24 protein-coding genes are annotated in these 24,400 nt (G+C 40.2%); 22 read left to right on the top strand and 2 right to left on the bottom strand.

The features are described 5' to 3' along the window. Positions 1-330: 330 nt before the first annotated feature. Together bfr (OO007_RS10875) and bfr (OO007_RS10880) are read right to left on the bottom strand one after the other, a co-directional pair. Positions 331-798: a bacterioferritin gene (gene bfr, locus OO007_RS10875; RefSeq protein WP_325808813.1), complete on the bottom strand. Its 468-nt coding sequence runs from the start codon at positions 796-798 to the stop codon at positions 331-333. After that, complete coding sequence (bfr, locus tag OO007_RS10880) at positions 795-1,271, bottom strand: bacterioferritin (RefSeq protein ID WP_131907640.1); 477 nt, start codon at positions 1,269-1,271, stop codon at positions 795-797. Before bfr (OO007_RS10880) ends, bfr (OO007_RS10875) begins: the two co-directional genes overlap by 4 nt. A gap of 139 nt (positions 1,272-1,410) precedes the next feature. Between bfr (OO007_RS10880) and OO007_RS10885 the strand changes: the two genes are divergently transcribed. From OO007_RS10885 to OO007_RS10985, 22 genes are all read left to right on the top strand, one after another. Further along, on the top strand, positions 1,411-1,650 hold the full coding sequence (locus tag OO007_RS10885; protein ID WP_325808814.1) for a (2Fe-2S)-binding protein: 240 nt from the start codon (positions 1,411-1,413) through the stop codon (positions 1,648-1,650). 29 nt (positions 1,651-1,679) lie between these two features. Continuing rightward, a complete protein-coding gene (gene hemP, locus OO007_RS20265; protein WP_131907642.1) occupies positions 1,680-1,871 on the top strand; it encodes a hemin uptake protein HemP in 192 nt (63 codons plus the stop codon). A gap of 111 nt (positions 1,872-1,982) precedes the next feature. After that, entirely contained in the window at positions 1,983-3,221 is a 1,239-nt protein-coding gene (locus OO007_RS10890) for an imelysin family protein (protein ID WP_325808815.1), read from the top strand. A gap of 133 nt (positions 3,222-3,354) precedes the next feature. Beyond that, positions 3,355-4,764 carry a di-heme oxidoreductase family protein gene (locus tag OO007_RS10895; RefSeq protein ID WP_325808816.1) on the top strand — a complete coding sequence of 470 codons (1,410 nt, stop codon included), beginning with the start codon at positions 3,355-3,357 and terminating at the stop codon, positions 4,762-4,764. A gap of 102 nt (positions 4,765-4,866) precedes the next feature. Further along, on the top strand, positions 4,867-5,943 hold the full coding sequence (locus tag OO007_RS10900) for an imelysin family protein (protein WP_325808817.1): 1,077 nt from the start codon (positions 4,867-4,869) through the stop codon (positions 5,941-5,943). A gap of 27 nt (positions 5,944-5,970) precedes the next feature. Beyond that, positions 5,971-7,143: a DUF1513 domain-containing protein gene (locus OO007_RS10905; RefSeq protein WP_325808818.1), complete on the top strand. Its 1,173-nt coding sequence runs from the start codon at positions 5,971-5,973 to the stop codon at positions 7,141-7,143. Positions 7,144-7,187: 44 nt separating this feature from the next. After that, positions 7,188-8,057, top strand: a complete 870-nt coding sequence (locus OO007_RS10910) for an LbtU family siderophore porin (protein WP_325808819.1) — start codon at positions 7,188-7,190, stop codon at positions 8,055-8,057. A 248-nt stretch (positions 8,058-8,305) separates the two neighbouring features. Next, positions 8,306-9,184, top strand: a complete 879-nt coding sequence (locus OO007_RS10915) for a D-hexose-6-phosphate mutarotase (RefSeq protein WP_325808820.1) — start codon at positions 8,306-8,308, stop codon at positions 9,182-9,184. A 307-nt stretch (positions 9,185-9,491) separates the two neighbouring features. After that, positions 9,492-10,139: a sigma-70 family RNA polymerase sigma factor gene (locus OO007_RS10920; protein ID WP_165874763.1), complete on the top strand. Its 648-nt coding sequence runs from the start codon at positions 9,492-9,494 to the stop codon at positions 10,137-10,139. Continuing rightward, complete coding sequence (locus OO007_RS10925; RefSeq protein ID WP_325808821.1) at positions 10,126-10,632, top strand: cupin domain-containing protein; 507 nt, start codon at positions 10,126-10,128, stop codon at positions 10,630-10,632. Before OO007_RS10920 ends, OO007_RS10925 begins: the two co-directional genes overlap by 14 nt. Positions 10,633-10,793: 161 nt before the next feature. Beyond that, a complete protein-coding gene (locus OO007_RS10930) occupies positions 10,794-13,991 on the top strand; it encodes a hypothetical protein (protein WP_325808822.1) in 3,198 nt (1,065 codons plus the stop codon). Between the two features lie 282 nt (positions 13,992-14,273). Next, entirely contained in the window at positions 14,274-14,624 is a 351-nt protein-coding gene (locus tag OO007_RS10935; RefSeq protein ID WP_325808823.1) for a hypothetical protein, read from the top strand. A 127-nt stretch (positions 14,625-14,751) separates the two neighbouring features. Continuing rightward, complete coding sequence (locus OO007_RS10940; RefSeq protein ID WP_325808824.1) at positions 14,752-15,363, top strand: c-type cytochrome; 612 nt, start codon at positions 14,752-14,754, stop codon at positions 15,361-15,363. 24 nt (positions 15,364-15,387) lie between these two features. Beyond that, positions 15,388-17,124 (top strand): copper resistance system multicopper oxidase, encoded by a 1,737-nt coding sequence (locus OO007_RS10945; protein ID WP_325808825.1) that lies wholly within the window; start codon positions 15,388-15,390, stop codon positions 17,122-17,124. A 10-nt stretch (positions 17,125-17,134) separates the two neighbouring features. Then, positions 17,135-18,118, top strand: a complete 984-nt coding sequence (locus tag OO007_RS10950) for a copper resistance protein B (RefSeq protein WP_325808826.1) — start codon at positions 17,135-17,137, stop codon at positions 18,116-18,118. A 59-nt stretch (positions 18,119-18,177) separates the two neighbouring features. Further along, positions 18,178-18,663, top strand: coding sequence for a DUF411 domain-containing protein (locus OO007_RS10955; RefSeq protein ID WP_325808827.1), 486 nt, complete (start codon positions 18,178-18,180; stop codon positions 18,661-18,663). A gap of 13 nt (positions 18,664-18,676) precedes the next feature. Beyond that, on the top strand, positions 18,677-19,120 hold the full coding sequence (locus OO007_RS10960; protein WP_325808828.1) for a cytochrome c: 444 nt from the start codon (positions 18,677-18,679) through the stop codon (positions 19,118-19,120). A 163-nt stretch (positions 19,121-19,283) separates the two neighbouring features. Next, a complete protein-coding gene (locus tag OO007_RS10965; protein WP_325808829.1) occupies positions 19,284-19,649 on the top strand; it encodes a DUF302 domain-containing protein in 366 nt (121 codons plus the stop codon). A 77-nt stretch (positions 19,650-19,726) separates the two neighbouring features. Continuing rightward, complete coding sequence (locus tag OO007_RS10970) at positions 19,727-19,945, top strand: SHOCT domain-containing protein (RefSeq protein ID WP_299874276.1); 219 nt, start codon at positions 19,727-19,729, stop codon at positions 19,943-19,945. Between the two features lie 79 nt (positions 19,946-20,024). After that, complete coding sequence (locus tag OO007_RS10975; RefSeq protein WP_299874279.1) at positions 20,025-20,471, top strand: MerR family transcriptional regulator; 447 nt, start codon at positions 20,025-20,027, stop codon at positions 20,469-20,471. Positions 20,472-20,495: 24 nt separating this feature from the next. Continuing rightward, entirely contained in the window at positions 20,496-22,916 is a 2,421-nt protein-coding gene (locus OO007_RS10980; protein ID WP_325808830.1) for a heavy metal translocating P-type ATPase, read from the top strand. Between the two features lie 600 nt (positions 22,917-23,516). Next, positions 23,517-24,368, top strand: coding sequence for a hypothetical protein (locus tag OO007_RS10985; protein ID WP_325808831.1), 852 nt, complete (start codon positions 23,517-23,519; stop codon positions 24,366-24,368). The last annotated feature ends 32 nt before the right edge of the window (positions 24,369-24,400 follow it).

Below are 24,400 nucleotides of genomic sequence, written 5' to 3' on the forward strand. Positions count from 1 at the left end.
TGCTTCGTCGATCACACAGCTATGCTTATGTTATTAAAATTTCGTCAGGGATAATTAAGTTATTAAACAAAATGAAATCATTCCATACTCTACATAACCCTTAATCTATTTCAAAGGCACCCCCCTACTTATAGGGCTTTTTTAAACGCAATCTCATTTATAACCAACATGATTATCAAACCATATTAAAACGTGCTGAATTCATTCACAAAAATCAAACGAGATAAAGGGCAAACCCTTTCTCATTAATGTTTTACTAAACGCAGTTGCTTGAGAATATATCCCAAGCAACCCCTCTCATAGAACCTTACTTTTCAGTTATATGATTAATTAGCTTTGAGATTGCAAATAATTCTGCAGGCCGATTTTATCGATTAAACCTAGTTGCTGTTCTAACCAATAAGCATGATCTTCTTCAGTATCTTTTAATTGTAGAAGCAACATATCTCTGGATACAAAGTCTCTTTCTTCTTCGCATATTTTGATTGCGGCTTTTAGATCATCGGCAACTTTATACTCTAAAGCCAAATCGCTTTTTAACATGCTTACTACATCGCTACCTATGTTGATTTGTTCTTGTTTATTGAGGTCTGGGGTTTCTTCAAAAAAGAGGATTCTTTTAATCATCGCATCAGCGTGATCAGTCTCTTCCTGCATTTCGTGATGAATGCGTTCATACAGTTTTGATAGCCCCCAATCTTCATACATTCTTGAATGTATGAAGTATTGATCTCTCGCTGCAAGTTCTCCAGCCAGTAACTCTTTTAATATAGCGATTACTTTGTTACTGCCTTTCATTCCTGCTCTCCCATTTTGCTTTGCGTATAATTCTCAATCCCTGTATTTTCTATTTGCCATTGCTGGGTTTCGAGCCAATCTAGAGAGTCTTCTTCATAAGTCAGTATGCTTTCTAACAGTTCACGGGACACATAATCTTGCTGATCTTCGCAGGATTTTATTGCCTCTCTTAACTGCTCAATGGTTGCTTCAACCATCTTGATATCATTTTCGATAATCTCTTCAGTATCTTCACCTATAAATAATTTTCCTAAGTCCTGCAGGTTTGGCAAACCTTCCATGAATAGAATTCTTTCAATTAGGCTGTCAGCGTATTTCATCGCTTTAATCGAACGTTTGTATTCATCGGAATTTAGGCTTTTCAAGCCCCAGTGATTCAACATCCTTGCATGAAGAAAATATTGATTAATTGCGGTTAATTGATTTTTAAGTGCAGCATTTAGAATGCTTTTCTGGTTTCCGTTAAATTTCATGTCGGTTCCTTTTCTTGTGTCCTTTTAATGGCTTATTGCTTTATAAATTCTAAGATACAAATAATATCCATTCTCACTTGCAAATACAAATGAGAATGATTATTATTCGTTTACTATAACCTATCAACGAGGATATGCCATGTATGTATGCAATTGTAACGCAGTGACAGTAAAACAGATAAAACGCGCATTGTCAGAGGGTTGTAATGGGTATGAAGGTATCTGCAATAAGCTTGGAGTAGGTTCTTGTTGCGGTAAATGTCGTGAGCATGCGTGTGAAGTAATAGACGAACACATTGTTGAGATGTCATCGCTTAAAACGTTAACCACCCAAAACACTTCTCTTGCAGCTAGCTCTAATATTTTAGCTGCAGTTTGATATCGATTTAAATTTAATACAATAATTTTATGGAAAGTAACAATAAAAAAATAATATCCAATCCATCTAACACTGTTGATGTATCGCAGCTAATGAATGGACAAAATAAAATGATTTTAGAGCATAAGGAAAAACCCTATTTATTAAGTATCACCCGTAGAGGGAAACTTATACTCACTGCACATCAACCTCCCCCGACACATTCTAATAAAGACCTTTAAAAATATTCCTCAAGCAGGAGTATTTTCACCTTTTAAACGTCAGCCAGTGAATAACATCGACATCGACACCAGCCATACGTTTTTTCATTTACACTGGAGAATACAATAATCATGTTCAAAAAAACTTTACTTGTAGCGATCTCAGCATCGTTACTTTCCCTCGCGTCTTTATCGACCTTGCCTGCTTACGCAAAAGAAGTAAGCAATAAAGAGGTCATAGAGAATTATGCAACCATTGCTTTAGCAGGATTCAGCGATTCTTTAAACAGCGCTAAAAAACTTAAATTAGAAATAGATGCTTTTGTTGCCAACCCTTCAGAAGCGAGTTTCAAAGCAGCTAAACAAGCCTGGTTAGCGGCACGTGTACCTTACGGCCAAACAGAAGTTTTCAGATTTGGTAATCCCAATGTTGATGAATGGGAAGGACAAGTCAATGCATGGCCATTAGACGAAGGCTTAATTGATTACGTTGCAAGTAACTATGAACACGAAGATGGCAATCAATTTGCCGCTGCAAACATCGTATCGGGAAAAGAAAAAATAGATGCGGCTTTACTTAAATCTTTTCATGAAAAAGGCGGTTCTGAAGCGAATGTTGCAACCGGATACCACGCAATAGAATTTTTATTATGGGGACAAGATCTCAATAAAGACCCTAAATCAGCAGGTACACGAAGCTACACCGATTACGCGAAAGGCAAAGATTGCACCAATGGCAACTGTGATCGTCGCGCTGAATATTTAACGGCTGCCGCCCAATTACTGGTTACTGATTTACAAGACATGGTCGCTGACTGGCAAGCAGATAAAGACAACTACCGCGCAACATTCATGAAACTCTCTGAAAAAGAAGCATTACGCAGAATGTTGTTCGGCATGGGTAGTTTAAGCCTGGGTGAATTAGCCGGTGAACGTATCAATGTGGCATTGCTCGCTCACTCTCAAGAAGATGAACACTCATGTTTTAGTGACAATACCCATACTGATATTGCCGAAAACGCACGCGGTATTAACAATGTCTTTAACGGACGTTACTCACGAATTGATGGCACCACTATTAAAGGAGCAAGTCTTGCTCAACTGGTTGAAGCGAAAGATAAAAAGCTAAGTGATTCACTTAAAACCAAGCTGACAACAACCGAAAATAAGATTAACGCCATCGTAAAAGCGGCAAATTCCGGCGAGCACTTTGATCAACAAATCAAAAGCGAAAACAAAGCGGGCAACGCACGCATACAAGCGGTGATTGAATCTTTACGTAATCAGACTGTTGATATTGAAGCAACGGCTAAGGTTCTTGGCATCAGCAATCTGAATTCTGAAACCAGCGAATCGTTTTCTCAAAACTAAACCATTAAAAAGCAACCAGAAAATATTGATTGAAATACATTCTGGTTTTAATGGTCAATTTTGATCTTGTTAAAGTGCTTGAGGAAACTCAGGCACTTTGGCGTTACTGATAGACCTTGTAAAGTACTTATAAATGAAAAAAGTTATTCTAGTTGCATCCCTGTTCTTGATGCTACCAAACCAGGCGGAAACCGACCCAGCATTGTTATCTAATGGCGGAAATAGGTTATCTGGCGGAGAAACAAGCGTTTTTGACACCAGTCATAATGCTTTTTCATTGCCTGCGCGCAATCTGGGCATATTAAGGCGTGATAACTTTTTCATAGGTAATGCTTTTTTTAAACAACCTTGGGTAAGCGCACCCGCTTCAACTTCCGCACGCGACGGTTTAGGTCCTTTATTTAACATAAATACCTGTCAGGGCTGCCATGTAAAAGACGGTCGAGGCAGACCACCGATTAGTGATGGTGAGTCTCTCATATCAGCACTTGTTCGAATCAGTGTTCCTGCTAAAACTGATGAGCAAAAAAAAGAAGCCGCAAAAAAAGGCGTAGCAACTGAGCCCAACTACGGAGACCAGTTACAAACCAATGCCATTCACGGAATCAAAAAGGAAGGCGATGCACACATAAAATATGTCGAAATTAAAGGCCAGTACAGTGATGGTGAATCCTACACTTTGATCAAACCAACGCTTACATTGAGCGAATTAAATTACGGTGAATTACACCCTGACTTCCTTTTCTCGATACGTACGGCACCTGCAATGGTAGGTCTGGGATTATTAGAGGCAATCAAAGAAGAAGATATACTCGCTTTAGCCGATAAGGATGACGCTAACTCGGATGGAATTTCAGGTCGACCTAACTGGGTCTGGGATGTAAAACAAAAGAAAAAAGCACTCGGACGCTTTGGCTGGAAGTCCAACCAACCAACTGTTGAACAACAATCTGCTGGCGCTTTTCTAGGAGATATGGGCTTAACAAGTTCTTTATTTCCAAATCAAAACTGTTCTGGTGTTCAGCAAAAATGTCAACAAGCCCCTGATGGTGGCAAGCCAGAAGTTACCGACGAAATTTTATCTAAAGTTGTTTTTTACGCGTCTATGTTAGGCGTTCCCGCACGCAGAGATGTCGACAATAACAAGGTTAAGCTGGGACAAAAGTTATTTACTGATACGGGTTGTGCTAGTTGTCATACGAGCCAGTTTACAACCGGCAATTCTGAAAAATTTCCAGAGTTATCTGGGCAAAAAATTCACCCTTATACCGATCTATTGCTGCACGATATGGGAGAAGGTTTAAGCGATAACCGCACCGATTTTGAGGCAGCAGGAAACGAATGGCGCACCCCCCCACTTTGGGGCATTGGTCTGGTTGAGACAGTAAACAAACACACTCGATTTTTACATGATGGACGTGCCAGAAACCTGACTGAAGCGATCTTATGGCACGGCGGCGAAGCAAAACAAAGCAAAGAAAAATTTGCGGCACTGGCGAAACAGGAACGAGAAGCTGTCATCGCTTTTCTCAAATCACTCTAATTTTTTACTTACTTTTCATATCGAAGATCTAATCTCATGAAACTGAATAAACTTGAACCAATAAAAATAATAATTCTTAGTGTACTTTTCACAATATGCTGCTTGTTAATACTTTCTTTATTTAACAACGCCTGGGCAGATGAAAGCAATGCAAACACGCCACAACATACGGCAAATATAGAGATAACAGAAGCTGATCGACAAATGTTGCTCAGCTCGATCAGCAAAAATGCGATGCTACCAATTTTTAAAGAATTGAAACTAGCCAGCAATACTCTGTATCAACAGACACAGCACTTTTGTGGCGCAAAGACTGAGGACTCTTTATCAAAATTACGACAATCATGGAATACAACCGCTAATGCCTGGCAACAAGTTGATAGTCTCGCATTCGGACCAACGACTGACGAAAATATCGATTTTGGCGTGTACTTCCTACCCATCAAAAAAGGCATCATCAAAGAATTATTACAACGTGACACGCTAAGCAAAAAAGATATTGATGCCGCTGGAGTAGGCGCTCAAGGCTTAGGTGCTTTGGAATACATCTTATTTTCAAGAGAACAAAGCACCGCACAAATACTAAAAAGTTTTACCGATCAGCCACAACGTTGCGAATACTTGCAACTGAGCACCGAATTATTAAATGACAATATCAACACTATCAGCAACCAGTGGGAGCATTACGGAGTCCAGTTTGGTTTAGCAGGAAATAATAGCCTGTATTTTTTAGAGTCATCAGAAGCGATGACCATTTTAGTCAACAAGCTCTATCAATCGGCACAGAAAGTTTCAAATAAGAAACTAGGACTGCTGGATAGCAAAAACGAAATCAAAAACTCCACACCTTACAAACTCCATGCATGGCGAAGTGGCGACAGCCTGGATCAGGTTAAAGCTAATATCATCGGAATAAAACAGATTTTAAAAGACGGTGAAGTATTGCAGTGGCTAAACCAGCAAAACAAGCAGCAATTGGCTACAGATCTTGAGCAGTTAATGGATAGTATCGTGCAACAAAAACTGAAAGAGAAAGACCTTTTTGATGCCATAAAAACCTCTCCTGAAAGCTTACAACCCTTAGTTTTAAACAGTAAAAAACTCACTGAGTTGATTAAAGCCCAACTTGCGCCTTCATTGGGTGTAGAGCTCGGATTTAATGACAATGATGGCGACTAATACAACAATATTTGGCTATAGAAAAAGATGAATCGTCGTCAATTTACATTATTCGCGCTTGCCTCTGCGTTCACAGGTGCTGCATCAGCATCCAGTGGCGGAAAAGCTCTTAAGAACATTATTGAGTCGGAGGATAATACTGACCTAAAAAATCATTCGAAAAGCCAGTCTACGGATGTATTTGGTGCTTATGATGATGAGAATGGTCAGCACTTTGTCGCTTGTTTAAACCTCATTGATAACAAACTCAGCGGCGAAAAACTCGATTCATTGCAGATTCCTTTTCGCGCGCACGACACCATCTCATTATCAAAAGATAGGTCGCTATCTTTTGCTCGCAGACCTCATAATCAAATGATTATCAGCGACTTCGCGACAAAAGAACAACGTATTATTAATGCTAACGAAGGCCGACATTTCTATGGTCATGGCTGCATTGATATTTCCAGAAACATATTGTTTGCCACTGAAAATGATTATAACAATGCCAGAGGTGTAATCAGTCTTCGCGATGCTCAAAATTTCAAACAATTAGGCGAATACGAAAGTTATGGCGTAGGCCCTCACGATATTCACTTAATGCCAGATAACAAAACACTGGTCGTTGCCAATGGTGGAATCGAGACGCATCCAGACTTTGGTCGCCGCAAATTAAATATTAAAACGATGCAGCCTTCGCTGACCTTTATTGATATTGACTCGGGTAATAAGATTGATGAGTACCGTCTTTCAAATCATAAACTGAGTATTCGCCATTTAATGGTTACCGCAGATGGCGGTGTTGCCGTGGGAACACAATATCAAGGGCAACCAATTGATGGCACGCCAGACTATCTGCTCGCATGGATAGATAAAAACACTGACGGCTTGCAAACATTCGATAATAACAGGCAGTTCACCAAAGATTGCAGAGGGTATATTGCCGATGTTGCCGTTGATACACATGCACAAATCATGGCAGCAACATCCCCTCGTGGTAACAATGTGAGCTTTTGGAGCATTCCAAATCGGGCTCTACTGAAAACAATCGAAATATCAGGTCCCAGTGGTCTTTGTTTCAATTCGAAAGACCAGGAATTTCTGGTTTCAAACGACAAGGGGAGTATTTTTAAAATACCCCTCCATTCAAACCAATTTATAGCCACTCAGTTACAGGCATTCCCTGTCAAATGGGATAACCACATGTACATAAGCGTGTAACTGATAGCCAATAATTATAATTTTAAACAAAAGCGGAGTTATAAATGAAAAAGAAAATACTATCTTTAGTGATAGCAGGGCTATTGCCAGTAAGTTATTCACACACACTGTATGCAGAGACAACTATCAGCGGCACAATTGAAGCTGAAGCTAATTTCAATGAAGATGAAGACGATACTGCAGTAAACATAGACCTTGGCATCGATCATAAAGTCAGCGAAAAGGTAGATGGGCATATTCTATTTAGTTACGATGAAGGTGATGATGTAATCGTTGATGAAGCAACCATCAATCTACACCCAACCGATTCATTAGATATTGTAGTAGGTCGTCAATACGTTCCGTTTGGTCGTTTCGATACCAATATGATCTCTGATCCTATCACTTTAGATTTAGGCGAAACACGTGAAGAGGCAGCACTTATCACTCAGAAGTTTGGTAGTTTTGGTGCATCAGCCTATGTGTTTAAAGACAAAGCAGATGGCGCGAACGATAAAATTGACAATTACGGTGTTGATTTCGCCTATGAAAATGAGCAATTTTCAGCAGGTGTCGGTTACATATCTGATGTCGCAGACACTACTGTTGAAGGTATAAATGTTCATGCAAAACTATCACTAGGTAAAGCTAGCATCATTGCAGAACATATGCGTCTTGATGATATCGCTGGTGTAAACCCAAATGCGAGCCATCTGGAATTTGCCTTTGACCTGGGTAATGACAAAGTAATTGCAGCGACTTATCAGGAATCATCAGATGCATCAGTATTAGATCTTCCTAAAGAAGTGGTTGGTATCAGCTATAGCATGCCCGTTTATAAGAACACCAGCGTGGCTGCAGAATACCTGAACAGTACTGATTATGATGATGAAGATTCTGATGTCATTAATTTAAAACTTACCTATGAGTTTTAATAAACAAACAATATCAGTGACAAAATAACAGTGATAAGAAGATAAAAAACTTTCGCCCATGGCATTTGCTGTGGGCACTTGTAACTCTTATTTAACTTTTATGTCACCCCCCTACTTTAAATGGCTTTTTTAAATAAAAATTATGGGGGGAAACACATAAGTCGCTTTTCAAACAATTTGGAATTAAGCTTTCAAGATATTCGATATAACATTGAATAACCGCCGAAAAGAAATGAGGTGATAAAGCGATGAATAAATCAGTTTTAGCTGAAGGTAAAAATGGCTTTTCCATGTTACAAATCGATAACAAATTCGCCACCGCAGTAATCTCTCTGTATGGCGCTCAAGTACTTTCATACAAACCCAAAACGCAAGACGCCAAAGAGCTGTTATTTGTCAGTGATAATGCTTATTTTGAACAAGGTAAAGCCATCAAAGGTGGCATTCCTATCTGTTGGCCGTGGTTTGGAGATGACCCACTCAACTCAGGTCGACCTGCTCATGGTTTTGCCCGAAACACGCTTTGGCAACACGAAAGCACAACGGCAACAAAACAGGGTGAAACTCAAGTTACTTTAAGCTTAAATGATACTGCAACAACTCAAACACTTTGGCCACACGCTTTCAAACTCACACTGATAGTTACCATCGGCAAAACACTGCACTTATCGTTGCAAACAATTAACACGGATAACGAGACGTTTACTATTACCCAGGCACTGCATACATACTTCGCCATTGGTGATATCAAACACACTCGTGTTACCGGTCTGGATAATATTCACTATATTGATAAAACGATTGAGTCTGACATCCCCATAAAACAGATTGGAGATATCATCGTCGACCAGGAAGTAGATCGTATTTATACCAGTTCACCTTCCACCACAACCTTGGTTGATGAGAAAAACAAACAGCAAATAAGCATTCAATCCAGCGCTAGCAATACCACGGTCGTTTGGAACCCTTGGGCGAACGGAGCGGCCAAAATGGCAGATCTTAACGATGATGGCTATCAATACTTTATTTGTGTTGAGACCGCCAATGCAGCATCCGACACTATCGAGATTGCACCAACTGAATCATTTGAAATTGGGGTTGAATACACCGTAGAACAAATAAATTAGACCATCAAATCAATTGCACCCAAACTATCGAGCCAAAGGGGGGGCATGATTACTGTTTTAAAGGCTTTAAAGGCACCCCCCTACTTATAAGGCTTTTTTCTATCGCTTTATTCAAAGGGATGGCTTAGTTATTCTTTTTCATTCTCCCTTGAATGACTTTTTAATCTAGCAATTGAATCCGATTGATCATCAACTTGCGTAATGTGAAATATATGTTAACTCTTTAATAAAAGGCATTATTTTGAATAACGCACTTATGACAAATACAATCTCTTCAACGAGCAAAAAAGATAGTGGACGAAGCATAATGTCTTCTATACTGTATCGTTATGAAGACTTATATGATTCTCAGGAGGTTGTAATGGGACAAGAGCAAGATCCCTTATCTGCATTACTTAACCGCATAAAAAAGCGCGACGAAGCCGCTATGGGAGAATTATACGATTCTACGGTTAAGCGCGTTTATGGTTTAGCGATCAAAATCGTGATTAAACCCGAGCTAGCCGAAGAAGTAGTTGGCGATGTATTCATGCAAGTATGGAATAAGACCAAGAACTTTGATGGTAAAAAGTCTACACCAATCGCATGGATACTGATGATGTGTCGCAGTCGCGCCTTAGACAAATTACGTCGTGAACGACCACAACTGAACAACAATACATACGAGTTAGATCAGAACCTAACGCCAGATTCCGATACCGTGACACCTTATACAGAGCTACAAGGTATCGATATATCCAGCCGTATTCATGAAGCCTTGCAGCTATTGAATGAAAAACAGCGACTGGTGATTACTCTGGCTTTTTATGAAGATATGACCCAAACAGAAATCAGTGAATACACGGGCGAACCGATCGGTACCGTAAAGTCGAATATTCGCCGAGCCCAGCTGATTCTAAGAGAAACCTTATCCCGCGATGATTTTGCAACAGGAGGGATTTATGGCAAAGCATGACACTAAAAACAATGTCCTTGATGACGACGTTCTAGAAATGTTGGCTGAGGCACATGAACCTGTCGAAATAGATGACAGCGTTGTATTGCGCATGCGTAATAACCTTATGGCAAATATCACTGGCGATAAATCAGCCGTAGCTGAAACTGTGTCTGATGATAAAGCAGACGCAAGTTTTGATGTAGTCCCCGGTTCTGATACAGAAGGATGGATCGAAGCTTTTCCCGGTGGTAGTTTTAAAGTACTTCATGGAGATGTTAGCAAGCCCGCATCGGTATTGTCTTACCTTATCAAATTAGAGCCTGGCTTTAATATGGATGGTCACGGCCACCCGTTTGATGAAGAAACACTTATGCTTGAAGGTGATTTAAGTCTGGGAGATATTCATCTCAAAGCCGGTGATTTCCACTTTGCTGCGGCTGGTGCAACACACGGAAAGGTCTATACCAAAAATGGTTGTACCGCGTTTATGCGAGGCGCACTGCCGATCTAAACCAGTTATGTGATATCCTTTTCACATAACTTCACACAAATCTGACACCAAGCTTTTGCAAGCTGCCTGACTTTTGTCAGGTATACGCGTTATTAATCTGACATACTCTAATTTCACTATTAAAATCAGTATTATATTACTGTAATTCTTAGGGTCATTTAATGCGTTTAATCATTTTTAGCTTATGTTTGGTCTTAGCATCTACGTTACATGCCAACACACTTGAGAGTGGCACCAAAAAACATATTCCGATTTCGATGGGAATTAATCTCAATGAGCCACAAAGTCAGGTAAATATAGTCACGACCGCACAAATCATGGCCGATTTGGCAAAGACATTCCGCCCTTTTGATGAAAGTATTTTTAACCGCGTAAAAGAACGTCTGGAAACCAAAGGCGTTGATGCTGTCGACTTCGTTTCTCAGGACCCTGAAGTAAAAAACATCTTTGTTGATGAATACATTGATCATGAGAATGGGCAGCTATACACCATTAGTCGCGACCTCTCAGATGACCAAAAAGAAAAAGAGGCTTTTTCACTGAGCCCTTACAAAGAACTGAGTGATTTCAAGATTCGAGGCTTGGTTAATCGCTTCGCTCAAAAAAGGTATCGTAGATTTAGTGAGTTCGGAATAACCGTCAATAAAGACAAAACGGTTATCTTGAAAAAAGGCAGTTACGTTTATACCCGAGGATTGGAATCTGCGATTGTAGGCGATGTCCCTAATGGAGTTTATCCCCTATATTTTAAAGGTGATGTTGAAGTAGATGTCGAAGGCTTTGCGACTTTTGTAGATTGCCCTGAAAAATACACAACTGCTAATAAGTGTTTGGATATTCAAATCCCTGAAACTCCTTCAGTAGATGGCATCAAGCTTACCTTTACTGCAAACAGTGATACCTATTTACGAGATTTTCACTTAATCCTGCCGACGGTTAATCATGAAGATGTGCTCAATGGCAAGATTGTATTTAATCCTGATTACTTAAAATACATTAAGCCTTTCTCTACATTCAGAGTGATGAATATGATGATCTCATCACCCAAAGCACCTTTTGAATGTGTGACCACGTATGTAAAAACTACCGATGTTTATTCATTACCCAAACAGGCATTAGAAGCTGAGTACTTAAGACATCAGGTAAAAATCAGACTATTGGAAATAATCAACCAAGCTGATTTACCGCTTGCCGATAACGAGTCCTTGAAAATCGAAGCACTGCTTAAAAACTTTAAAGAGTTCAGAAATGAAGACAATGAGATTTTCTATACCGAAGATGAATTAGACAAGATAGAACCAATACTGGGTGAATTACTCGCTCAGGATGATTTCCTGAACATCATGACGCTTGAATACAGAATTCAACAGAATAAAGATGCTCTGGAGCCACTCAAAGAAAAACTCGCCGTATTAAGACAGAAGTCACTCGAATACAACTGGAACTATGTCTCGCCTAATGAAGATTATGGCAACTGCTTGATGAAATTTGCACGAACCCCAGAAAACAGAGCGCAATTAAACGATCAGTTCTGGGGGAATTCTTATATAACCCCTGAAGAAAGATGGAGAGGCTTACCTTACGAAGTCATTGTGGCATTAATCAATGAAACCAAAGCGAATGTTTGGGTAAACATACCGCACAACGCTTCTATTGATTATGTGACAGAGATGTCCAAATACTTTAACGATAATCTAAACAAAGACTCTCGAATTTTCATAGAGTTAAGCAATGAAGTATGGAACGGAGGCTTCGCCAGCCAAAAATACTTCACTGGTCTGGCTAAATACCGCTATGAATATTATGTCACTGAGTTTCTGGATCAGTTTGAACACTATTTGAAAACCTCTGATGACAAAGTAGTGACTTATAGAAATCTGAGAAAGAGCTATTTGACCCACTTTAATCGCTATAAAAAAGAGATTACTCAAGAGCTGGACACTTTCAAATCCTGCAAAAAACAGGACGAATTAGCAACCTTGGTCAATGGCCTTAGATTTATCAGCGATGGTAAATCCATAAGCGAAATCGAAACATTCATCTCAACGGCATACGACAGTAAAACGTCAATTCTGAATGAGAAAATTGATTATAAGCTCAAAGATACCGGCCTGAATGTCGATAAGATTACACAAGCCTTATCTCGCAAAGCTAAAGCCTCAGACTGTGAAACTTATGTAGAAAATGACTATCTGGGTAACGATGAATTTATCCAGGCAATCAAATATAAAAAGGGTAACTTCTTTGAAAAACTTGCCCGTCAAATCCCGGAAATGAGTGCTTACTGGCTAGGTTATACCGGTGCTGCCAAGGGTAAATTGAAAATTCAGGTTGAAGATAAAGAAGGCAACTACAAAGACACTTTAGTGGATAGATTCAAATACACAAAAGAAAACAAGAACGAATTGCATAGCCCGGATTTGGTGTATCACTATTCTGGTAACGAAATTCGAGACCTGCAAGAGAAGCTGTTCATAGACTTTAAAGAAGGCTGGAATAAAAGAGCCTTGAGCAGAAAACCATTTGATTTCAATATGAACGCTAAAGTCTACGTTTTGAAAAATCTGGATAGAGCCTATCAAACGATGGCACAAATGGCGTATGTGGATAGATTAGACCAGATAGCAAAAATCTGGATTGATTCTGGAATCGATGAAAAGAAACTGATATTCACTTTAGCAACCAAACAAAATAACCCAAACTTAACGCAATCAATGCTGGAGTACGCGGTCAAGAAAAAATCCATCCAACGGGTTGATGCCATTGCTACCCCTGCTTACTTTTTTGGATGCTTTGGTGACCTGAAAGTAAAAGACGAAATCATTAAGCCGTATAAATTTGGCCCATGTAAGGGTATTTCAAAAGGCGTGCTCAATGCCGAAACCGCAGAAGAGATTATTGATATATTAAAAGACCCTAAAAACCCAAAAGGGGTTGAGGCCATAAGAGCAGAGATGATTGCTCACAAAGCTGTCATCAATAAATCTGACAAAAGAATCCAGCTTGTAGCCTACGAAGGTGGCCATCATCTGGCTATTGCCAACCTTGGCAGAAACCAACGAAAGTATTTCGATAGCCACCCAGAGCTCAAGGTCGAAAAATTAGCCTTATTTAAAGACGCGATAGAAAGCATAGGGATGGGAGAAATCACCAAAGACTTGTATAAAGTCTGGTTAGAAGAAGATGGCAAACAATTCAATAACTTTTATATGCCGCAATCGTTTCATGAGTGGGGAAGTTTAGGTCTTAGCCTTAGCCTTTCAGACATGAAAACGCCAAGATATTTGGCGGCAGATGAATATGCCCGAATTTATGAAATTAAAGAATCCGCAAGAAAAGCAGCAACTAAGAAACCATAATCACATAACTCAAATGAACCCATGGTTATCAAACGGACGATCTGATCTTTGAATGGAATTTGACTTTAGGATCACCCCACACCTTTTAGGTTGTTTTCTACATAGTCTTAAAATATGCCTAAAAGGTGGGGGGTGCTTATTTATTGATTCTTTTTCATCTGAACTAAAGCCTTTTACAAGGCTCTAAATTTAATCTGGTTCTATTGCACCTGAATCGTACATATCTGTCGTATATCCTTACGACCTTGACAGTTTCTTTTATTTGAAGGTATGCTTGTTTTTATGTTTCTTCGTATTTTAATCCTGTTTTTTGCATTTAATGCCATTATTCCATCTGCAGTTGCGATAGGTATGACGGGTAATTGCATGCAAATGAAAGATGCTAATACTGAGATGGTCATGTCACATACTGATTCAGAATCAAAGATGAGCATGAACTGCGAAATGTCTGATATGGATAAAAATTGCAGTGACATACTCTGCGCTAGCGGTTGCTTAGCAAGCGCTACATCCTATCTATTTTCTGATGTGAGTTCGATCTACCATTCAACCGATATAGAGCAGCCAAAATCTGATTTGGCTTATTTCTATAAAATATATCCGGTAATTAACACCCCTCCACCCCTCGTTTAATTTTTCTTTTAAATCGCTGATCTAAAGCGGTTGCGCATGCGTGCGTCTGAAATTTAGAAAAATAATAAATTTAAGCTTCAGCATCTTTGACGCTGGCTTTTTACAAAACCAAAACGAGACATTACTAATGAAAAAATTAATTATATCTGGCGTTGCAATCAGCGCCGTAATCTCTGCTGTATCTTTGTCATATGTGTTTGCGGAAGGCAAACATGAAGGTGGGCATGGTCATAATGAAGGTCATGGTATGGCGCATTGGGCTTCTCCGAAAGCTGCTGCTGCTAGGGTAAATCCTATAAAAAGTGATCAAGCGTCAATCAACCGGGGCAAGCAGTCTTACTTTCAAAATTGTTCGTCTTGTCATGGGGCAAACGCAATGGGCGATGGTCCCTTGGGGGCTTCACTAAATCCTAAACCCACTAATTTAGCTTCAATGGCCGGAATGCATCCCGATGGCGATTTTGAATGGAAGATCGCTAATGGTCGTGGCCCGATGCCTGCCTGGAAAACATTCCTGAATGAAAATCAAAGATGGGATTTGGTGAACTACATTCAGGCGCTCGAAAACCCAAATGGAAAAGGCAATATGGCTGGTATGGATCATTCCAATATGAGTGCAGAAGAAATGAAGGCAATGATGGGGCAAGTTTCTTCATCACATTCAAATGATGATGACCATCATAAAGTTGAAAAAGCAGATGACCACAGCGATAGCCACGATAAAAATCATGCACACTAATTTAGTTATAACAGGATTTATGTAATGAATACCAAAATAAATAACGGCTTCGACGCTAAACGTCGACGATTCGTACAGGGTTTGACCACTGGCGGCATGTTAGCAAGTCTCGGCTTGATATCGCCAAGTGTGTTGGCTGCAAAGCCAGCGATGAAAGAGGTCAAAATTCTGGATGGGCCTGTCTTTGATATGACCATTGATGAGGTAATGGTCAATTTTACCGGACAACTAAAGGTAGCTACAGCTATCAATGGATCAATACCGGCGCCAACATTGCGTATGCGAGAAGGCGATGACATAACTATTCGTGTAACAAATAAAATGTCAGTAACTTCTTCGATTCACTGGCACGGACTGATTCTTCCATCGAATATGGACGGCGTTCCGGGATTGAGTTATGCGGGTATCAAGCCGGGCGAAACCTATGTCTACAAATTTAAAGCCATCCAAAACGGAACATTCTGGTATCACAGCCATTCTGGATTTCAAGAGCAGACAGGAATGTATGGCTCTATAGTCATCGAGCCTAGAAATACTGATGTTGTAAAGTTTGACCGTGATTATGTGGTGCTGCTATCAGACTGGACTGATGAAAACCCGAATACGGTTTACGCCAAGCTTAAGAAAATGAGCCATTACTACAATACGCGTGAACGCACTCTGTCTGATTTCACCAAAGAAGTTCGTGAAATGGGCTTTACCAAAGCGAAAAAAAGCAGAGATATGTGGAATCAGATGCGCATGAGTGACCGCGATTTATCTGATGTCACTGGTATGACATATACCTTTCTTGCCAACGGTAAAACACCAAACGAAGGCTGGACCGGTACATTTAAGCCGGGAGAAAGAGTTAGGCTTCGCTTTATTAATGGTTCTGCAATGACATTTTTTGACATTCGTATTCCGGGTGTAAAAATGGAAGTGGTTGCAAGTGATGGGCAATATATCAAGTCCGTAAAAGGCATAGATGAATTCCGTATTGGTGTGGCAGAAACCTATGACGTAATCGTTCAACCTGCGCACGGAGCTCACGCAATATTCGCACAAACGATTGACCGTTCTGGTTATGCATTTGGCAGTCTGACAAGCAATGGACAAAAAGCCAAAGCCCCTGCATTGGATAAAGCACCATTATTGACTCACACAGATATGGGAATGGACATGGGCGGTATGGATATGAGTGACCCTGCCATGGCAGGTATGGATCACAGTGCCATGGGGCATGATATGGGTAGCATGGAGACAGCTAAACCAAGTGTAAAAGTTGCACGAGGTCCACAGGTTGACATGATGCCAACCGGGCCGCAGGTTCGATTAAACGATCCAGGTGTAGGCTTGCGAAATAATGGTCGCCGAGTCCTGACTTATGCAGATCTTCGTAACCTTTACCCAACTAATGATAAGCGCCCACCCAATCGTGAGATTGAGTTGCATATGACCGGCAATATGAGCCGCTATATGTGGTCCATTAACGGTGTAAAGCATAACGATGCAAAGCCTATCGGCTTAAAATTCGGAGAGAGAGTACGATTTACCCTTATCAACGATACCATGATGAACCACCCTGTGCATTTACATGGCATGTGGAGTGAACTAGAAAGTGGTGATGATAATTATTTACCACGCAAACATACCATCGTTAATCAGCCCGGTGCCAAAATTTCTTATCTGGTAACAGCAGATGCCAAAGGACAATGGGCTTATCACTGCCATATGTTGTATCACATGAAAGGCATGTTCCGTCGTGTCATTGTGGCTTAAGGAGAAAATCATGAAAACAAAAATAACTACACTAGCATTAGGTTTGCTGATCTCACCTATGACTCTGGCCGCTATGGATTGTTCAGATCCTATGCATGCGCAAATGGATGCCTGTAAGGTTCAAGCTGCAATGCCTAAGAATACGGGTAAAATAGATCACTCTAAGATGAACCATTCGAAGATGGCTATGCCTGCTATGAGAATGGATCATTCCAAAATGGACCATTCGAAGATGGCTATGCCGGCTCAGAAAATGGATCACTCTAAAATGGACCATTCGAAGATGGTCATGCCTGCAATTCCAGTTAGTGATGGTGCAATGGATAAGGACGTTCCCTTTCCCTATGAAGTTCACAAAATGGAAGATGATCCAATTCTAACTAAATTTAACTTAGAACTATTGGAGGTTCATGATGCCGAGGGGAGCAACCCAGTAACTTGGGAGGCTGAGGCATGGGTTGGTAAGGATGTGAATAAACTCTGGTTTAAAACCGAAGGCGAACGCGTTAACGGCGAAACAGAGGAGTTTGAATTGCAAGCACTTTATAGTCGTGCCATAGACCCATATTGGGATCTTCAGGTTGGTTTACGTAAAGATTTTCAACCAGAAAGCCGTGAATGGGTGGTTGCGGGCTTTAAAGGACTAGCTCCTTATTACTTCGAGACTGATGTTGCATTGTTTGTGGGTGATAAAGGGCGAACTGCTCTTCGTATCCAGAGTGAATACGAATTAATGCTAACCCAAAAACTCGTGTTATCACCTGAGATAGAGTTAAACCTATACGGTAAAGATGATCCAGAACTTGGGATTGGCTCAGGCTTATCGGATGGTAGTTTAGGGTTACGTCTCCGTTACGAATTCACGCGTCAATTTGCACCGTATATTGGTGTCGAATATACGAGCAAATTTGGTCAGACAGCTGATTTTGCGAGGGATGAAGGTGAAAATATCTCTGACACACAATTAGTTTTGGGCATAAAAGCTTGGTTCTAATCCTAATCGCACTAGATTAGCTCAGGGACTACTGAGCTAATCCATTTAACAGGAAAACAATGATGAAAAACATATTTAAAAATAAAATATTAGGTGGGATTTTATCCATTAGCTTACTTTCGATTACAGCGGTTATTGTTTTATTTAGCCCAAGTCAAATTAATGCAGATACTGCTTTACCTGTTGTAACGGTTTATAAAAGCCCCACTTGTGGTTGTTGCAGCAAATGGGTCAAACATCTAGAGAGTAATGGTTTTGTTGTAGAAGCCAAAAACCGTAATAACCTTGATTCTATAAAGCGAGAACTCGGAATTGAACCGCAATTCCAATCCTGCCATACCGCTAAAATTGGAAACTATGTCGTTGAGGGTCACGTACCCGCTGAAGATATCAAAAAAATGTTAGCTGAAAAGCCTGATATCCATGGTTTAGCTGTTCCTGGAATGCCAATGGGATCACCCGGTATGGAAGGTCCTCGAAAAGATAACTACAACGTACTGGCAATTAAAAAAGGTGCAAAACCTACTATTTATAACAATCATTAATAGGAGTAGAAAAATGAAGCTAATTCTATTTATTTCATTAGCCCTTAGCTTATTTTTAGCCGCTTGTGACAATGATAAACAAACCGGCAGCAAAAGCAGTAAAAAAGTAGAGGGTCGCTGGTATACAACAGCACAGTCATTACATGGTAAACAAGTTTTCAAGGATAACTGTGCAACTTGCCACGGTAATGAAGGCCAGGGATTGGCCGAGGATTGGCGTAAACCAATGGCAAATGACACTTATCCTGCACCACCCCTAAATGGGACTGCCCATACATGGCACCACTCCACGGAAACGCTGTTAAGAACAATCAATTATGGAGGAGTACCTTTAGGTGGAACCATGCCTGCCTTCAAAGATAAATTAAGTGAAAATGAGAAAGAAGCCGTGTTAGCCCATGTTATGAGTTTTTGGTCTGATGATATTTATTCAGCCTGGAAGAAAAGGAACCCTTAATATTTAAATGATGCATTGACCTGTGTGTAACACATAGGCACTACACTTGAGTTAAGTTAATAGGTAAACAGAGTAATGCACGAAACAATGGAATTTAACCTAAGTAGTTTTTTTTATTATGGAGACAATTATGTATAGCTTTTCAACAAATTTGAAAGGAAATATGAGCAACGTAGAGCAACAAGTTATAGATGCACTCAAAGTAGAAGGCTTTGGTGTACTTACGGAAATCGATGTACGAGCCACGTTAAAAGACAAGCTTGATATTGACCAACGCCCATACAAAATTTTAGGAGCATGTAATCCTTCACTCGCGCATCAAGCTTTAGCAGCAGAACCCGATATTGGTTTATTACTTCCCTGCAATGTAGTTGTGCGCGAAGAGGAAGATGCATCGATTACCGTAGCTTTTATGGACCCAGAAGCAGTTTTAACTCTGGTCAATCGGGATGATATAAGACAATTAGCCAAGGAAGTTAAAAGTAGACTTGAACATGTAAAACAGGAGTTAGAGATAACAAATAATTAGTCCTTGACCTGTGTGTTAAACACAGATTTAAGATTTATCATATTCCGAGATGCAATTAAAAGAGGTGAGATAATATTATGTATGGTGGACAACATTGGTTCGGAGGTGGATTTATGTGGATATTCTGGATAGCGCTAATTGTCGCCATTTTCTGGGGCGCAAAAGTAATGTCATCTAATGGAAAAAACACATCCAACAATCAGAAAACTGCACTCGATATTGTTAAAGATCGTTATGCAAAAGGAGAAATTGATAAAGAAGAGTTCGAACAAAAAAGAAAAGATTTGAGTGTTTAAGCTAGATTAGAATTTTTAAGATGAGATTAAACCTAACAACTTGTTGGAGTAGCTAAATTTTAAAACAGAGGGAGAAATCATGATGACAGTAGCAGTATTAGCAAAGCTAAGCGGAGTAACTCCAGATGCTGTTCGTTATTACACTCGTATGGGCTTGCTTTCACCAACCCGTAATCCAGAAAATGGATATCGACAGTACAAATCCAGTGAAGTAAGTTGGTTGCGATTTATTCGTCAGGCAAAAGCACTAGGTTTTTCCCTGCATGAAATACAAGAAATTATGCATGATAGGGATGAAGGTAAGTCTCCTTGCCCAAGAGTTAGAGAGTTATTACAACACCGAATAGTAGAAAATAGACATCACTTGGAAGAGCTTCTTGAGTTACAGGATCGTATGGAAGCAGCACTCGAACAGTGGTCTGACATGCCTGATTCTAAATCAGAGGGTCTTTCTGTTTGTCACCTTATCGAGTCTTTTGTTTCGCCCGATACAGAAACAGAAAAGAAGCATCAGAAACTATCATAGTGACTTAATTTACGGGAGATTCGTATGCAATCACAAAACTCTGAAAATCTAAAAGATCCAGTTTGTGGAATGGATGTCACTGAGAACAGTAAACATCATCATCAGCATGCACATAAAGATTACTTTTTTTGCAGTGAACACTGTTTAATCAAATTCAAGGGCGACCCAGAGCATTATCTCCAAGAGAGATCACCTGAGCCTGTAAAAGATAACGATAATTCAAGTATTTATACTTGTCCGATGCATCCCGAAATTCGTCAAAAAGGTATGGGAAGTTGCCCCAAATGTGGCATGGGTCTGGAGCCTGAAACGATTTCTCTGGCGGCTACCAAAACACAATATACCTGTCCCATGCATCCTGAAATCATTCAGGACCATCCTGGCTCATGTCCAAAATGTGGGATGGCTTTAGAGCCAATGACAATTACTGTAGAAGAAAAGAATGAAGAACTCGAAGATATGACTCGTCGTTTTCGCTACAGCATGGTTCCAGCTTTTATCGTATTTGTACTGGCAATGGTTGCAGATATGGCTCCACAGTGGTTACCTCAAAGTTTACCGATGAAATTGGTGCAATGGCTAGAATTTATTTTAGCTACACCTATAGTTTTATGGGCTGGATGGCCGTTCTTTGTTCGCGCATGGCAGTCAGTTAAAACATGGAATCTAAATATGTTTACACTGATAGGTATGGGCGTTTCTGTCGCCTGGGGTTACAGTGTTATTGCATTATTATTTCCAGGTATTTTTCCACTAACGATGCAGCATGCAGATGGAACGGTCCCTGTCTATTTTGAGGCAGCTGCGGTAATTACCGTGTTAGTACTGATGGGTCAAGTGCTAGAACTCAGAGCGCGTAGTAGTACCAATGCGGCTATCAAAGCCTTATTGGAACTAGCTCCTAAAACGGTGCGTCGTATCAATAGTGATGGACAAGAAGAAGACGTTCCGCTGGAAAATGTACAGACAGGAGATATTCTACGAGTACGACCCGGAGAAAAAATCCCGGTCGATGGGAGTGTCACCGAAGGTGAAAGTAATGTTGATGAATCAATGATCACTGGCGAGCCAATTCCTGTAGCTAAACAAATAGGTGATAGCGTAATTGGTGCAACGGTCAACGGCACAGGCAGTATTTTAGTCATAGCAGAAAAGGTTGGTGCAGATACATTGCTTTCACAAATTGTCAAAATGGTTTCAGAAGCACAACGCTCACGTGCTCCTATTCAAAAACTTGCTGACACTGTTGCTGGTTACTTTGTACCAGCTGTAGTTGGGGCGGCGATAATCACTTTTATTGTCTGGTGGCTATTTGGCCCAACACCTGCATTGGCTTATGCGGTTATTAATGCCGTTGCAGTTTTAATTATTGCTTGTCCTTGTGCCTTAGGCTTGGCGACCCCCATGTCAATCATGGTGGGTACAGGAAAAGGGGCATCCGCTGGTGTATTGATCAAAAATGCTGAATCTTTAGAAATTCTTGAGAAAGTCGATACTTTGGTGGTAGATAAAACGGGAACTCTGACAGAGGGAAAACCACGCTTATCTGGGATTTACCCACAAGACAATCATAATGAAGCCTCTTTATTAGGTGCTATCGCTAGTCTGGAACAGGCCAGCGAGCATCCATTGGCTGAAGCTATAGTCGTAGCCGCAAAAGAAAAAGGACTGGCACTGGATAAAGTGAGTGATTTTGAGTCGTTAACCGGACGTGGCGTTAAAGGAATAATTAATAAACAGCTAGTCGCTATCGGCAATCAAAAATTGTGTGAGGAGCTTGATATAGATACTGGCAAATTTTCCGAACATGCAGACCAATTGCGAAAAGATGGTGAGACGGTTATGTATATTATTATTGATACAGAAGCCGCTGGTTTGATTAGTGTTGCTGACCAAATCAAGGAAACAACAGCTGATGCAATTGATGCGTTGCACAAAGAAGGCCTTGCGATTGTGATGCTAACTGGTGATAACCAAAAGACAGCTGAAGCTGTTGCAAGGAAATTAGGTATCGATCGAGTAGAAGCGGATGTATTACCAGAACAAAAAGCACAAGTTGTTAAAGAACTACAAGCAGCTGGCCATATCGTCGCTATGGCTGGTGATGGCATCAATGATGCTCCCGCGCTGGCTCAGGCCCATGTCGGTATTGCCATGGGAACAGGAACAGATGTTGCCATGGAAAGTGCTGGTGTAACTTTGGTAAAAGGTGATTTGCAAGGCATAGTTCGCGCCAGACACTTGAGTCGTGCAGTCATGAAAAACATTCGTCAAAATCTGTTCTTTGCTTTTATTTATAACTCACTTGGCGTACCAATTGCCGCTGGAATACTCTACCCTTTCTTTGGTTTACTGTTATCACCAATGATCGCTGCTGCCGCGATGAGCTTTAGTTCGGTTTCGGTGATAGGGAATGCACTTAGGTTGCGTAATACCAAACTATAAAACGAATAAGAGCTCTTGCTTAAAAGTCAGGCTAACCCTATCAAAACTGAATATATAGAGAGAGCTGGCGTTATCTAGGTCTTAGTCATAACCTTTCATATGCCAAAACGCTAGGATCTATGGCAGTTATTGAATTTGCACGCATGAATGAAATATATGAATTAAAAGAAAGCCGTAAGAAACCACAATAATAAAACTGCCCCTATAGATACTTAAGCTATTAATTACCTTTAATTTTTTAGTAAGCCACCCCCCTACTTATAGGCGCTTTTTTTTGAAATCAAACACATCGCGCCCATTCTTTTCACGATACACCAAGAAAGTCGTTTTGCTTATATTTGACCTCTTAATTCATCAAAACATATTAATTTTTGGTTAAAAATCTATATTTAACATTCAAAATTTCACAGCTATTGAACAAGAATTCAATTGAATTTTCAATCGTTTGCAATAGTTGATTAGAATTATTTATGCAGGTAGATAAAATACACATAAGGATTCTCCTATAAAGTCAACTGTGAAGGCCTCTATTTTGCTACAATACGCCATTGATTTTTATCAATGCGTTGAATTAACTACTGTTCTTTAGGAGCTAGAATAATGTTTATAACGACCAATCCATTCGCACAGTTGAATGCGGAATCCCCTGAAATATTTACCCCCGGCCTTATGCAAGGTTACGTCATTCTGATGATTCTTTTTGTTATCGGTGGGACTTTATTTGATGTTTGGCATAAGAAAAGCGCAAAGTACTTTTTTGAAAATGCGGAGAGAGCAAAAAAGAAAGCAACACGCCAATTAGATAAAGCAGAAAGACGTGAACTTCTAGTAAAAACAATTAAAAATGAAGTGCTTACTTCTTCAGAATTCTCTAATCAAAAACGTAGACTTTCACATTTGATGTCGATGTACGGCTTCATTGTTTTTGTTGCAACTACGGCAATCATGATTTTTGGCTATGCAGATGCAGGTAATGACACTCCGGCAATCTGGCCATTACTGTGGCACCTTGGCGCACTTAGTTTAGCAGCCGGCGGTTACTGGTTCTGGTTTGCTATTCGTGTTGATGTTGCTGCTGAAGGCAAACCATGGAATAAAATTGCACCAAGAGCTGATATGTTCATCCTGTCATTGCTTGCGATGAGTACTTTCGCACTACTTTGGTCTATCACTAATGGTCTTGGTATTTTCTTTGTATTATTCATTCTTGCGACAACGATTTTATTCGCTGGTGTAATCTGGTCTAAATTCGCACACATGTTCTTCAAGCCAGCTGCTGCTTATCAAAAGAAACAAGTTTGGGCTGATGGAAGCCGTGAAGGTTTACCGGATATGCCTGACCTTTCTGATCCTGCTGTTCACGAGAAATTCCCTGATATCCCAACATATATGGGTAAAAACCCACCTAATATGGGTGCTGGAATCAGACGCGAACCTGCTCGTCACTATTAATACTGATTCATTAATCGTTCTATAACGTTCAA

Source organism: Cocleimonas sp. KMM 6892, assembly GCF_035798195.1.
In the GTDB taxonomy this organism is placed as follows: domain Bacteria; phylum Pseudomonadota; class Gammaproteobacteria; order Thiotrichales; family Thiotrichaceae; genus Cocleimonas; species Cocleimonas flava.

Excerpts from the sequence above, each read along its gene's own strand:
- OO007_RS10975 (WP_299874279.1), top strand. The coding sequence starts at position 20,025 with ATGATGACAGTAGCAGTATTAGCAAAGCTAAGCGGAGTAACTCCAGAT.
- OO007_RS10905 (WP_325808818.1), top strand. The coding sequence starts at position 5,971 with ATGAATCGTCGTCAATTTACATTATTCGCGCTTGCCTCTGCGTTCACA.
- OO007_RS10910 (WP_325808819.1), top strand. The coding sequence starts at position 7,188 with ATGAAAAAGAAAATACTATCTTTAGTGATAGCAGGGCTATTGCCAGTA.
- OO007_RS10925 (WP_325808821.1), top strand. The coding sequence starts at position 10,126 with ATGGCAAAGCATGACACTAAAAACAATGTCCTTGATGACGACGTTCTA.
- OO007_RS10950 (WP_325808826.1), top strand. The coding sequence starts at position 17,135 with ATGAAAACAAAAATAACTACACTAGCATTAGGTTTGCTGATCTCACCT.
- OO007_RS10980 (WP_325808830.1), top strand. The coding sequence starts at position 20,496 with ATGCAATCACAAAACTCTGAAAATCTAAAAGATCCAGTTTGTGGAATG.
- bfr (WP_131907640.1), bottom strand. The coding sequence starts at position 1,271 with ATGAAATTTAACGGAAACCAGAAAAGCATTCTAAATGCTGCACTTAAA.
- OO007_RS10935 (WP_325808823.1), top strand. The coding sequence starts at position 14,274 with ATGTTTCTTCGTATTTTAATCCTGTTTTTTGCATTTAATGCCATTATT.
- OO007_RS10885 (WP_325808814.1), top strand. The coding sequence starts at position 1,411 with ATGTATGTATGCAATTGTAACGCAGTGACAGTAAAACAGATAAAACGC.
- OO007_RS10960 (WP_325808828.1), top strand. The coding sequence starts at position 18,677 with ATGAAGCTAATTCTATTTATTTCATTAGCCCTTAGCTTATTTTTAGCC.
- OO007_RS10945 (WP_325808825.1), top strand. The coding sequence starts at position 15,388 with ATGAATACCAAAATAAATAACGGCTTCGACGCTAAACGTCGACGATTC.
- OO007_RS10920 (WP_165874763.1), top strand. The coding sequence starts at position 9,492 with ATGTCTTCTATACTGTATCGTTATGAAGACTTATATGATTCTCAGGAG.
- hemP (WP_131907642.1), top strand. The coding sequence starts at position 1,680 with ATGGAAAGTAACAATAAAAAAATAATATCCAATCCATCTAACACTGTT.
- OO007_RS10965 (WP_325808829.1), top strand. The coding sequence starts at position 19,284 with ATGAGCAACGTAGAGCAACAAGTTATAGATGCACTCAAAGTAGAAGGC.
- OO007_RS10955 (WP_325808827.1), top strand. The coding sequence starts at position 18,178 with ATGATGAAAAACATATTTAAAAATAAAATATTAGGTGGGATTTTATCC.
- OO007_RS10915 (WP_325808820.1), top strand. The coding sequence starts at position 8,306 with ATGAATAAATCAGTTTTAGCTGAAGGTAAAAATGGCTTTTCCATGTTA.
- OO007_RS10895 (WP_325808816.1), top strand. The coding sequence starts at position 3,355 with ATGAAAAAAGTTATTCTAGTTGCATCCCTGTTCTTGATGCTACCAAAC.
- bfr (WP_325808813.1), bottom strand. The coding sequence starts at position 798 with ATGAAAGGCAGTAACAAAGTAATCGCTATATTAAAAGAGTTACTGGCT.
- OO007_RS10930 (WP_325808822.1), top strand. The coding sequence starts at position 10,794 with ATGCGTTTAATCATTTTTAGCTTATGTTTGGTCTTAGCATCTACGTTA.
- OO007_RS10985 (WP_325808831.1), top strand. The coding sequence starts at position 23,517 with ATGTTTATAACGACCAATCCATTCGCACAGTTGAATGCGGAATCCCCT.
- OO007_RS10970 (WP_299874276.1), top strand. The coding sequence starts at position 19,727 with ATGTATGGTGGACAACATTGGTTCGGAGGTGGATTTATGTGGATATTC.
- OO007_RS10890 (WP_325808815.1), top strand. The coding sequence starts at position 1,983 with ATGTTCAAAAAAACTTTACTTGTAGCGATCTCAGCATCGTTACTTTCC.
- OO007_RS10940 (WP_325808824.1), top strand. The coding sequence starts at position 14,752 with ATGAAAAAATTAATTATATCTGGCGTTGCAATCAGCGCCGTAATCTCT.